General features: G+C 35.2%; 9 protein-coding genes and 1 pseudogene. 4 read left to right on the top strand and 6 right to left on the bottom strand.

Features of this window, described 5'->3' with window-relative positions; all coding sequences use genetic code 11:
- Positions 1 to 94: pseudogene (locus tag ACFFU9_RS08545) on the top strand (transposase); the annotation flags it as partial.
- Positions 95 to 489: 395 nt separating this feature from the next.
- Here the strand turns inward: ACFFU9_RS08545 and ACFFU9_RS08540 are convergent.
- Complete coding sequence (locus tag ACFFU9_RS08540) at positions 490 to 1,353, bottom strand: universal stress protein (RefSeq protein WP_379860984.1); 864 nt, start codon at positions 1,351 to 1,353, stop codon at positions 490 to 492.
- Positions 1,354 to 1,533: 180 nt separating this feature from the next.
- Here ACFFU9_RS08540 and ACFFU9_RS08535 point away from each other — a divergent pair, with 180 nt between their 5' ends.
- The 3 genes from ACFFU9_RS08535 (at position 1,534) to ACFFU9_RS08525 (ending at position 3,894) form a co-directional block, all read left to right on the top strand.
- Positions 1,534 to 2,301 carry a DUF3108 domain-containing protein gene (locus ACFFU9_RS08535; RefSeq protein ID WP_379860983.1) on the top strand — a complete coding sequence of 256 codons (768 nt, stop codon included), beginning with the start codon at positions 1,534 to 1,536 and terminating at the stop codon, positions 2,299 to 2,301.
- Between the two features lie 15 nt (positions 2,302 to 2,316).
- Entirely contained in the window at positions 2,317 to 2,664 is a 348-nt protein-coding gene (locus ACFFU9_RS08530; RefSeq protein WP_379860982.1) for an FUSC family protein, read from the top strand.
- A 219-nt stretch (positions 2,665 to 2,883) separates the two neighbouring features.
- Positions 2,884 to 3,894: a M28 family metallopeptidase gene (locus ACFFU9_RS08525; RefSeq protein WP_379860981.1), complete on the top strand. Its 1,011-nt coding sequence runs from the start codon at positions 2,884 to 2,886 to the stop codon at positions 3,892 to 3,894.
- 200 nt (positions 3,895 to 4,094) lie between these two features.
- Here ACFFU9_RS08525 and ACFFU9_RS08520 read toward each other — a convergent pair whose 3' ends face one another.
- The 5 genes from ACFFU9_RS08520 to ACFFU9_RS08500 all read right to left on the bottom strand — a co-directional run bounded on the left by ACFFU9_RS08520 (position 4,095) and on the right by ACFFU9_RS08500 (position 11,693).
- On the bottom strand, positions 4,095 to 6,035 hold the full coding sequence (locus ACFFU9_RS08520; RefSeq protein ID WP_379860980.1) for an OmpA family protein: 1,941 nt from the start codon (positions 6,033 to 6,035) through the stop codon (positions 4,095 to 4,097).
- A gap of 21 nt (positions 6,036 to 6,056) precedes the next feature.
- Complete coding sequence (locus ACFFU9_RS08515) at positions 6,057 to 7,001, bottom strand: PorP/SprF family type IX secretion system membrane protein (RefSeq protein WP_379860979.1); 945 nt, start codon at positions 6,999 to 7,001, stop codon at positions 6,057 to 6,059.
- Position 7,002: 1 nt separating this feature from the next.
- Positions 7,003 to 8,247, bottom strand: coding sequence for a T9SS type B sorting domain-containing protein (locus ACFFU9_RS08510; RefSeq protein ID WP_379860978.1), 1,245 nt, complete (start codon positions 8,245 to 8,247; stop codon positions 7,003 to 7,005).
- Between the two features lie 99 nt (positions 8,248 to 8,346).
- A complete protein-coding gene (locus ACFFU9_RS08505; protein WP_379860977.1) occupies positions 8,347 to 9,771 on the bottom strand; it encodes a CshA/CshB family fibrillar adhesin-related protein in 1,425 nt (474 codons plus the stop codon).
- Positions 9,772 to 9,839: 68 nt separating this feature from the next.
- Positions 9,840 to 11,693 carry a phage tail-like protein gene (locus tag ACFFU9_RS08500; RefSeq protein WP_379860976.1) on the bottom strand — a complete coding sequence of 618 codons (1,854 nt, stop codon included), beginning with the start codon at positions 11,691 to 11,693 and terminating at the stop codon, positions 9,840 to 9,842.
- Positions 11,694 to 12,056 lie beyond the last annotated feature (363 nt).

The following is a 12,056-nucleotide window of genomic DNA, read 5'->3' as shown; positions in this document are numbered from 1 at the left end:
TTGTTGAGAATCCCACCTTACACTCCAGAGCTCAATCCGTGCGAACAAGTATGGCAATATATTAAAAGTAGATTTAAAAACAAAAGGTTTAAATCAATGCAGGACCTTAAACAATGGCTACATCAAATCGTAAAAGATATGAGCAAGCAAACAATAAAATCAATTACTGGAAATCACCATTATGTAAATGCTTTTATTGTGACTTTTAATAGTTAAATTGGTGTAAATATCTTTTCAATGGGAATATTATCGTTTATCTCTTTAAAAAAATATATGTTATTGGTGGCGCTTTTTCAATCTCGGCACTTTTGGTTTTTTTGAGATTGGTTACACGTTCTTAATCATAAATTCAGTTTTTCTTTTTAAGGAAACCGCTTTATTTAGGATTTTTTTTTAAGCCTTTTTAATTAGTTTAGAAGATCGCCTTGTAGCTTTCATAAATAAGAAACCCAATTTTTTATTTGAATCTACATATTGCTAATCGGGACTTTAGTGTTTAGGGGTTTCACCCACACCACTTTCATGCATAACTAAAAAAGGAATCGTTATATGAAAAGCAATGTTTTCTATAGTTCTGGTGGAAAACAAACGCTCAAAAAAAGAGTGCTTTTTATTCATCATTGCTATTAAATTAATATTATTGGTGTTAATATGGTTTTCAATCCTATTACAAATATCGCCTTCACTATCTTCTATGTATTGATATTCAACATCTTTAAAGTGCTTATTAAAAAAATCGATGTTTTTATCAATTTCAATAGGCAAAGTAGTATTGTCGGCAATATGCAAAACACATAATTTGGATTGTGTGCTTTTGGCAAGTGTAATTAATGGTCTTAAATCTGATGGATCATATAAGGCTTTAAAACTTGAGGTAAACGCTACCACATCCCATGCTTTAAACTTATAACCATCTGGTATGGCCAGAACCGGTGCATAGCACCGTTGCATAACCTTTACTGTATTGCTTCCAAAAAGAACTTTTTCTAATCCGGACGCACCTTTTGTGCCCATAACAATTAAATCGATATGGTTAATGGATGCGTTTTGATTTATAGAGTCTGTAAAATCATCATAATCTACTATGCCCTGAAACGTATGCTTTTTGTTTTCATATTTTTTTTCAATGTCAGCTATAAGGTTTTCAATGGAAATCTTCGCAGCATCTATAATAGTTTGATATATAGTAACGGATGCTGATGCTACCACCATATCATCCGTAATAAAGGAAGATGCTTTATGTACATTAAGAATGTAAAATTTACAGGTTACATTTTTAAATAAACACATGGCGTAATTAATCGCGTTCATTGAGTTTTTAGAGAAGTCTGTGGGTAATAATATGGTTTTCATCACAATAGTAATTTAAAGTAAATCTATTACGATGCCATGAGCGAAACTATGACAAATGTCATTAGCCTTTTTTTTTCATTTAGTATCAAAAATAAATTAGTATAATTCTACAATGCATTGTACTTTTCGGCACAATAAATGTTAAACTATCCCGTGTAATTATTTAACCCCAAAACCCCTATGAAATGGATTTTATTTTTTTCGATTCTATGGATTGTCACATCTGCTAGCTCACAAAACAATGCTATTGTTTCTGGAGAAAAGCTTACGTATACGGCGTCCTATAATATGTCTGGAATTCTTACAAATATTGCAGAAATAACCATGGAAACCAGTACTGTTAAGACCTCAAAAGCCACATTGTTACGCCTTAAGTGTACTGCCGCAACGTATACAAAATGGGATAACTTATTTAAAATAAGGGATTTATATGAAAGCTATGTTGCCTTTAATGCACTAACACCCTATTTATATAAACGTGATGTTAACGAAGGCAAATATTCCAAATTTATGCAATATACGTTTAACCCTAAAACAAATACGGTAAAATCCATACAACGAAAAAAAAACAAGCAAGAACTAACCAAAAATCTTATCATAAAGCCAGGTACCAAAGACATTGTTACTGCATTATACAATATCAGATTGTTTGATTATAAAAACATGCCTGTAGGCACACGCAAATCGTTTGTCATACTTTTCGATAACAAAGAAAACCATGCGAAAATTACTTATTTAGGTAAAGAAACCATTTCCACCGCTCTTGGTAGTAAATTGTGTTATAAATTAGCCGTAGGCTCTCAAAACGATGTTCTTAAAGGCGGTTCCAATAGCAACCTGTTATGGCTTACTGCCGATGAAAATAAAATAATTGTATACGGAAAATTTAATATTCCTGTGGGAAATGGAGAATTGAAAATCAAATCTGCAACAGGACTTAAACATTAAGAAATAATAAGATTTATGAAACAGTTGTTTACAGTTTTAGCCGCTATAGCATCCTTTTTAGCTATTATTTTATCCGTTCTACCTGCTTCCAACCTAGCGGTAATTCCTGCTGTTGTGGCTCTTGTTTTTGGAGGTTTGGCCTATTTCTTATCTAAAAGATCTGGACAAATAAACAAAACCATTCCATTTACTCTTTTTCTAACGATGATGGCTTTGGTTATTACCCTGTATAAAGCCGCTTTTAATAACTCGGAAATAGGGAATACAAAAGAACTTATCCGTAAAGAAGAGGCCTCTAAAGAAGAAGCTATAGATGAATTGGAGAATTTAGATCTTGATTTTGAAGATATCCCCGGAGAATAACAACCGCTGTTAATAAGGTATGGCGCCAAAGGTTTCACTTTTAAAACTACCATTTCAGCTTTTCAAAAAGCCATGATTCCTTTTTGAAATAAAGCCTTTACAAAAGCAATATTACAAATTGTTAGTATAAGCTACAAAGGCTATATTTGCTATAAACTTGTAAAATAGTAGCCTAAAAAAGCCATACGCGTATTAATGACTATTTTTTAACTATAACCCATGAAAGAGATGACATTTTTATTAAGCATACTTACACTTATTTATACCTGCAGTTCTTGCAAAGATACCAATCCGAAACCCGATGTCAACATTTCCAATTATGCCAAAACCATAACCGAAACAGAATTAAAAGAAGCCCTTTATATCTATGCATCCGATGAATTTGAAGGTAGAGAAACGGGAGAGCCTGGGCAAAAGAAAGCCATTGAGTTTATAAAAAATCATTACGTATCCATAGGTGTGCCCTCTCCCATGGCCGATGGTCATTATTTTCAGGAAATACCAAAATCTTTTTTTAAAGGAAAATCCAAAGGAGCATCCGAAAATGTATTGGCTTATATAAAAGGAAATGAAAAACCAGAAGAGGTTATTGTTATTTCTGCACATTTAGACCATATAGGCGTTTCTGGAAATGGTGCCATTAATAATGGGGCTGATGATGATGGCTCTGGAACTGTAGCACTTTTAGAAATAGCCGAAGCCTTTAAAATTGCAGAAAAAGACGGCAATGGCCCTAAACGCTCCATTCTTTTTTTACATGTTACGGGTGAAGAGATAGGCCTTTTTGGCTCAAGATATTATACCGATGTCGACCCTATTTTTTCATTAGAAAATACCGTTGCTAATTTGAATATAGACATGATCGGACGTGTGGATCCGAAGCATGAAGGCGAAGACAATTACCTCTATCTAATTGGTTCTGATAAATTAAGTAACGAGTTGCACGAAATATCTGAAGCGGTTAACGCAAAATACACCCAGTTGGATTTAGATTACACTTATAATGATGATAACGACCCTAATCGATTTTATTATCGATCGGATCATTATAATTTTGCAAAACATAATATTCCCGTTATTTTTTACTTTAATGGTGTACATGCAGATTACCACAGACCGTCTGATACGCCAGATAAAATAAATTATAAATTCTTAGAAACCCGTACACAACTGATTTTCCATACCGCTTGGGAATTGGCTAATAAAGAAGCACGGATTAAGCTAGATTAATATTATCAGGTTTTTTGAAACCCTATTAAAAATGCGTAGCAATTTACTGCAATGTGTTACCGAAAGCCTCTTTGTTTTTATTATCTACTGTATCAACTTAATGCTGCATATTTTAAAACGGTTGTTTTCGTTCGTATTTCATAGAAGTGTAAAGCACGACATTACATCTTCTAAAAGACAAGAAGACTTAACGCTCTATTTTAATCTATTATTATAAACTCTGAGCGTCTGTTTTCTTGATGTTGCAGTTCTAAGCAGGGTATGTTATTAATGCAATCGTTAACTGGTTTTGTTTCTCCCATCCCCACAGCTTCCAATCTTATTTTTGCTATTCCGTGGTCTACCATATACGCTACAGTCGCGTTTGCACGTTGTTGCGATAGAACTTTGTTATAAGCGTCATGCCCGCGGCTATCGGTATGGGCACGGATTTCCAATTTCAAGCTAGGATATGTATTAAGAACCGTTAATATCTTTTCTAGTTCTACTTGGGCGTCTGTTCTAATATTAAATTTATCAAAATCAAAATAAATCATGGGTATATTCAGCACCTTTGCCAAGTCTGTTCCTGGAGTCAAAGCCATTTCGTTTCGTTGTAATGGAAAGTTGATGTTTTGATGATCTAAATTTGGCTGCGCTATAAACTCCTCAACATCATAGTTTTTTATTTTCGCTTGCATAAAATACGTTTCAAACCTATCGGTTTCCACCGTATAATGCCCTTTATTATTTGTTTGCACCTCTTTATAAACTATTTTCTCAGAGTCCATAAGAATCACATTTGCACCTTCAATGGGTAACCCTGTCTTTTTATCTGTAACAACACCCTGTATTTGGGCATAAAACACATCGATAATAGGTTGGGTTTCAACAAATGAATAAATATTATCGTAAATAAACGCACCTGCTTGGCTTGAGCGATTAGAGCTCATAAACCCCCGACCTGTATCTGAGTCGATTCCAAAAGCGAAATCATCTGCATAAGAATTAATAGGTGCCCCAACATTCAATAAGTTTCCAAAACCAGCATCCTTAATTTTTACATAATAGACATCCAAACCCCCAAGACCGAAATGGCCATCTGAAGAAAAATACAATTCGTTATTGGTCGATACAAAAGGAAACGTTTCTTTAGCACTCGTATTAATTTCACTTCCTAAATTAATAGGTTCACCTAAACTACCATCTGCTAGTATCTCAGATACGTAAATATCAGATGCTCCAAAACCTCCGGGACGATCCGATGAAAAATAAAGTTTGGTGCCATCTGGACTTAAAGCTGGATGTGCTGTAGAAAAATAATCGCTATTTATAGAGAGTTCTTCTGCTTTTTGCCACGTATTCTCTTTTTTTTCTAATTTATAAATCTTTAAATTTTGATTATTTTTTTTATTTTTATAGGTGGTGTTGCTTCTAGTAAAATACATGGTATTATTATCTGCAGTAAATACGGGAGAAGACTCATGAAATTTACTATTTACTCCTTTTAGTTTTTTAGCAGAACCAATAGCATGGTTAAGCGAGTCTAGCGCAATAGTATAAAGGGATAAAAAACTAAGGCCGTCCCAAGAACTTTTCTTATTTAAAAAACCTTTAGAGTGGTTTGTAGAAGCATAATACAACGTGTTTTTTAACTTGAAGTGTCCAAAAGAAATCTTACTTTCATCGTAAACATTTTTAAGCGTATCCATTTGATACCTTCCTGAATTCTGTAAAATAAGTGCTTCATAGTTTTTTGCATATCTTATATTAGATTCCAGGCCGGTTTTTTCTACAAATCTATTGTAATACGTTTTAGCTTGATTAAGGTTGCCAGTTGCTTTTAAAGCTTGGGAATAACGCAATAAAACCATTTCGTTTTCAGGATATTCATTTAGTTTAAACAGTTTTTCATACCATTTTACAGCCTGGTCATATTGCGCATTAAAATAATAGCTGTTGCCTAATTTAGAGAATAACTCTTCCGATTGGTAGCCCTTTTCAGCCACCTTTAAGTATATTTTTTGAGCATTTATAAAATCCAAAAGTTTGTATTTTTCGGTAGCTTCCTCTAATACTCTGTTTTGTCCATGCACCAATGCCATATTTGAAAAAATAAGAACAAGCAATAATGGCCCATATATGATAGCACTTTTTTTCATAACACCTTTTTTATTATAGAATTAAAAGAATCTAGGATTTACCTTTGCTCTAAGTCTAGTCCCAAGCTCAAAGCGTAAAAATATCTCGTGAGAACCGTCATTATAATTTCGTATTCCACTGGTATCGTAATCATAAGCGTAGCCTATCATAAGCTGGTCTGAGATTTGAAATCCTGCCAATGCACTTATGGCAGCATCCAAACGATAAGCCAAACCAAACGTTACCTTATCATGTAATAAAGCGTTCGCAGAAACATCAAGGGCCAAAGGCGCCCCAATCACTCCTTTTGCAAGCACAGCAGGCTTTAGTTTTAAATATGGATTGAGTGTAAACACGTAACCTCCTATAAAGTATACATGTGTTTTTTCGGTAGCGGTCGATACCTGGACATCATCTTGATAATCTGTTTTTAAAATATTAGGAGAAGACACACCCATATACCATTTTTCTGTATATAAATATAATCCCAAACCAATTATAGGGGACTTGTAGTTTTCTTGTCTTAAGCTATAATCATTGGGGTCATAAATATTCAATTTATTTGGATCTAAATCCCATATAGACAACCCTCCTTTTAAACCAAATGATAACTTCAATGTTTCTTCAAGGTAAAGTGCATAAGAGAAATCTGCCGTAATTATACTTTCTGAAGAAGGGCCTATTTCATCACTAGTAAACCCAAGTCCTAAGCCAACGCCCTGAAGCCCAATAGGGGAGTGTACTGAGAAATTAAGTGTTTTTGGCGCACCATCCATACCTACCCATTGGTTTCTATAAGCCCCCAGAATGTTTAGAGAACCTCTCGACCCTGCATACGCAGGATTTACACTTATGGTATTGTACATGTACTGGGCAAACTGGCTATCTTGCTGCGCGTGTACAGCAGTAAAAAAGGAAAGCATGCTTAAACATAACACAAGTATGCATAGTTGTATGTTTTTAAAACGTTTTAATAGATTGTTCATTTTATTGGGCGCTTAGGTATAAAAATCCAGCTTGTTTATGAGTGTTACTAATCGTTTCATCACCATATTGATATTCGATAATATAATAGTAAGTACCGAAGGGCAATTGTTCAGAATGACTCATGGTTAATCGTCCTGTAGAATACCCTTCAAAAACATTTCCATTTACACCATACTCATTTGTTTCAAAAACTTGCACGCCCCAACGGTTAAACACTTGTACTTTTAAGTTCTTGGCACATTGTGCGCTCGATTGGTCAATTAGGAAATAATCATTTTTTCCATCATTATTAGGTGTAATAGAATTGTAGACCACAAGGCCACAAGGCAAAACAACGTCCGTTTTTATACGTCCAAAAGTAAAAACTCCATAATCTTTAACCGCTGTAGTAAGGGTTTGCGCTTCAAGATCGATAACAGCACCTTCATCTACCCACATTTTCGTAATGGCATCCCAACGTACAATGGTTAATGCTTGTTTTTTAGCCGCCTCTATCATAGAAGAAGGTGTGGTAACATCTCTCCATGAAAGTGTGATTAATCCATTTGGGGAATGGGTGTCTTTTTTTTCTATAGTCCAGTATTCTTGGTCGTCAATCTCTTCTATTATCCCTGCTTTAAATTCATGCGGATAAAACACGTTAGAATTTTGAAAGAAAAACTTAGTTTTAAAAAAAGTTTTTGAATGTTTTAGACTAGAAACGCCAGTAAAACGATAAAAACCACCATCACCAACAGGAAAAACAAATTCATTTTCCCCTAATTTATTTACAGCCCCATCCACATGGCTATCATCTGATGCGTTTACATGGGTTCCGTTTTGATTAAAGGTTATTTGTCCACCAAAATTATCATTTTCTATAATACCCTGATAAAAGTTGGTTGTGCCACTAATATCCATGTTGCCAGACAATTTAAAAGGTGCTACATTACTTTTATTATCTAAAAGCACATCATAAAAATAGCTCACTTGTGTACCCGTAATAGCTTGTTCTGTTGAGCCAACAAACTTGGTAACACCAGTGTCTTTATAGAAATCTAATTCGCCATCATTATTAAAATGACGGTATATAAAGGTTTCTCCATCATTATAAAAAGCTCCAGTATTTAGGTTGGTAAAGTCTTCTACTAACGAAAACTTAGTGTTTTCTGATATGTACAACACCCCCACATTGCTCGTTTGAGATATGGTATACTGGTACATGAAGAACAACAGAATACTTATAAATAAAAATCTTTTATGCATTTGACTTAAGTATTTTATGTCGTGGTATTTTTAAACTATTTAATAAAAAACCTACTAGTTTTAAGCAACTACCAAATGGTATCCATTTCCATGGTCTTGCTAATTATGAGCTTTGCCTTTAGAATGAATCATTGGATTTGTAACCACCGGCCCCAAAATAAAAATTTTATGATCTTCTACTTCTCCTGTATTCACCATTTCGTCGGGAGACACATTTGGTAATTCCGAAAGACGCAATCTCACAAACGTACTATATGGTTTTCGCGTTCCAGGAATTTCCCACTTTAAAAGCACGCTTTCCATAGTGCCGCCTGTAGAGGGGGCAAACATTTCTTGTTTTTCACTCGAATCGAAAACCCCGTTCCCATTAAAGTCTATCCATCCTACTACATATCCATCTGTGTAACTTTTATAAGGGATATTAGCTGCTATTATATTGCCGGGCAAGTAGTTTACCTTAAAAGAAAACCTCTTATATTCTTTAGGCCAAGCATCTTCTTCCTTTGGCCCTGCTGAACCATTATGATCATCTCCCAATGCGTCTTTACTGTGAATAGAAATGGTTTCAGTATCTGGGGCGGTACTCCCCAAATGGCTTATGTTACCATTATCCACTAAAGCTCCAGCCTTATAGGAGCTTGTGTTTATATTTGTCACACTATTAGCCCCCTCATTAACAGGAACAATTCCATCATTAGTAAAATTCAATCTTTGGATAAGATGTAGCGGTTTTCCATAAGAAATTGGCGCATCGCCCCCGTCCACATCGGGAGGCAATAGCCCTAAAGCAATGGCGGTTATTCCACCCCCATGAAAATCGACCTTTACCTGTACAGAAAAATCTGGATTAGGCCCAATAACATGATATGCCGATTCATTAAACTTTAAAAATGAAACTGCCATCGTATTGTTGTCATTACCTCTCAAAAATTTTATAGTTCTTTTTGAAGTAGGACTTCCGTTTTCAAAAACAATTTCTTTTCGAACGTCATAAGATTGCTGACCTATATTCTTCTTTACCTCAACTAAAGTCCAGTTACCATCGGCCGTAGTGCTTATGTACTCCCCAGATCTATTTAAAGATTCTGCATCGGCAACCACTAATCCAGACAACCTGATGGGGCTGCCATCCAAGGTGGCTAAACATTTTATAGTTATTTTTGGCGAGCTAGAGCTTGTTCTGTTTTTAATACCAGAAACAAGTTGATTACTGCTTCCTGTTCCGCCAATATGATATAAATCATCTAAATAATCGCCTTGCCAGTTTCCTGGTGCATATGAGCTTACAGCCCCGTCTATACTCTCTATTTCTGCTTTTATACACAGAAACCTATCATCTCCTAAGTCTATCGAAGCATAAGAAGTGGCGCCTACACTTAATGGACGATCATGACGCCCATAAGGATAAGTCTGTTGATCTGGAGACCCCCATGTTAACCAGAGCACATTGTCTTTATAGGGACTCAAACCATCTGTGGCGAACGCTGCAGTTACGATTTTGTCTGGATAACATTGTGCGTTCACGTTAATTATGCTAATTAATAGTATAAATGCGATTTGTAATAGTTTATAATTAATTTTAAAACACATTATTAATCTGGTTTTACAGTAAAAATGATATTCATAAAAGAGCCCAATGAAACTTCAGCAGTAGTTTTTACCGAATAAGTTAAAATTCCTGTATTGCTAATGGAAACATTTTCAAAAACAGAGGTATCATACCACGTAATGAAATAATCCAATTCATTTTGTTGTAATACCGGGATGCTTGTTGTTGCTCCAGGATTTGAAACCATGGGTGTTTCAAACTGAGCTTTGTATTTTGCATAAAGATTTACAGTTCCGAAAACGTCGCCTAGTGGCACTTGGTCTGCCGCTGTGTAAATAACCACTGAGGGCATGTAGAAAAAAGTAGGCAATGCTGCCTTTAATTGTTTTACAACTCCAGACACAGGATCCACTACTAGGAGGTTGTTTTTATAAGTACCTGATTCGAGTCCAGTAATCGCTAAAGTATTGGTCGCATTAGTATTAATAACGGTTGGTTTAACTAAACTACCACCCAACTGAATAGCATCTGCTGTTGCATCGATACTCAGGCCGTTATGAGTTTGAACATCTAAAGCATGAGTAGCTGTATTTTTAATGAGTCCAACTCCTGCAACATCTGCATTTATTTTTAAGGCAGTACCCGCTCCATTTGCCAGTTTTTCTGTAGTTATACCACCGTCTGTAACTTTTACGTTAGCGTCTAACAAAGTGGCCCCGATACCGTTCGCTACAGTTATAGAAGTGTCGCTAGCTGATAAATCTTTAGGGCTTACAACTCCTGCTGGCCCTTGTTCACCTTGGTCTCCTTTTAATCCAGTTTCCCCTTGAATACCACGTTCGCCTACATCACCTTTATCGCCTTTCGGTCCTTGTGCGACCTGTTGTGTGTCTATACCACTAATAAACCAGTGGCCATTGGTTCCAATCTCAGGCGTATCGCCATCTTTCCCGTCCTTTCCATCAATCCCATTTTGGCCTGCAGCCCCTGTAGCACCCATAACACCCTGTTCGCCTTGAATGCCACGTTCGCCTTGGTCTCCTTTTAGTCCAGTTTCCCCTTGAATGCCACGTTCGCCCACATCACCTTTCGGCCCTTGTGCGACTTGTTGTGTGTCTACACCACTAATAAACCAGTGGCCATTGGTTCCAATCTCGGGTGTATCACCATCTTTTCCGTCAACACCAGATACACCTTGTGGACCAGTACTCAAATTAATGATAACATTATCATTATTTTCATCAGTGTAAGTAATTGTTCCATCACCGTTATCAACTAATGTTGAAAGTGTTTCTAGATTCTTAACAAGATTACTCAAGCTTAATTGAGTTAAGTCTCCATTTTCATCTACATAATTTATACTAGAACGGTCTTCATTTAACTTAAGAGTTGTTAAAGTTTCAACATTTTTTACAACTTCTCTTAAATCAATGCTAGACAAATTCCCATTTTCTCCTGTATATTCTAAAGAATATCCATCAGAATTAAGACCTATAAAAGTTAGGGTCTCTAAATTGGAAATGTTAATAGGTTTTAAATCGCCATTGGGGTCAGAATATGTAAATTCATTTTTTACAATATCCCAAAAAACGATATGGTCTGGCAAATCAGTTTCTGTTGTCAATTTATTCCAACGGTCTTGTTGCCAATAATAATATCCAGGCGAAAGCGTTGTATTTGTGGTAGTGTTATAAACTAACAAGCTTTCAAGATTTCCTGCTGTAATTGTATTTTGATCTGTTGCACTTGTTAAAGATATTTGAGGGATCAGAACTCCTTTATTAGAAGACTTTATCTCTAACTGCGCAGAAGAACTCGGCATATCCGTTCCAATGCCTACTTGTGAAAAAACAGGACTACCCGCTAATAAAATAAATAATAGTAATATTTTTTTCATAAGAAATGTAAAATAAAAGATGTTATCAGTTGAGGTTTAATTAAAAAAGCAACAACTCCGTATAACATACTAACCTGTTATACTATAATGATCGCATACTTTTTTTATAAACTTGCCGAAAATAAGTGTTAAATAAAGCTTAAAAAACATAATAGGTAACTGTTTTCCGTAATTTAGACAGCCTATTTAACTCAATAATCATTATAAAATCGCATTATTCGCTCTTGTTTCATTGCGTAACCATTTAAAATTATAAATTTTTTTAGACCACTTGTAAGTAATAAACCTCCATGGTTTTAAAAAAAAAGCTTAGTTAGTAAAATGGCTTACTATTATAATCTCTTTATATGTAACACTAATAAA

Origin of the sequence: Mariniflexile ostreae, assembly GCF_042427585.1 — a bacterium.
In the GTDB taxonomy this organism is placed as follows: Bacteria; Bacteroidota; Bacteroidia; order Flavobacteriales; family Flavobacteriaceae; genus Pseudalgibacter; species Pseudalgibacter ostreae.
The sequence above is the reverse complement of the archived record's forward strand: the minus strand, read 5'-3'. Positions and strand labels throughout refer to the sequence as shown.

What these genes read in the sequence shown, in the direction of transcription:
- ACFFU9_RS08540 (WP_379860984.1), bottom strand. Translation starts at nt 1,353, where the DNA reads ATGAAAACCATATTATTACCCACAGACTTCTCTAAAAACTCAATGAAC.
- ACFFU9_RS08535 (WP_379860983.1), top strand. Translation starts at nt 1,534, where the DNA reads ATGAAATGGATTTTATTTTTTTCGATTCTATGGATTGTCACATCTGCT.
- ACFFU9_RS08530 (WP_379860982.1), top strand. Translation starts at nt 2,317, where the DNA reads ATGAAACAGTTGTTTACAGTTTTAGCCGCTATAGCATCCTTTTTAGCT.
- ACFFU9_RS08525 (WP_379860981.1), top strand. Translation starts at nt 2,884, where the DNA reads ATGAAAGAGATGACATTTTTATTAAGCATACTTACACTTATTTATACC.
- ACFFU9_RS08520 (WP_379860980.1), bottom strand. Translation starts at nt 6,035, where the DNA reads ATGAAAAAAAGTGCTATCATATATGGGCCATTATTGCTTGTTCTTATT.
- ACFFU9_RS08515 (WP_379860979.1), bottom strand. Translation starts at nt 7,001, where the DNA reads ATGAACAATCTATTAAAACGTTTTAAAAACATACAACTATGCATACTT.
- ACFFU9_RS08510 (WP_379860978.1), bottom strand. Translation starts at nt 8,247, where the DNA reads ATGCATAAAAGATTTTTATTTATAAGTATTCTGTTGTTCTTCATGTAC.
- ACFFU9_RS08500 (WP_379860976.1), bottom strand. Translation starts at nt 11,693, where the DNA reads ATGAAAAAAATATTACTATTATTTATTTTATTAGCGGGTAGTCCTGTT.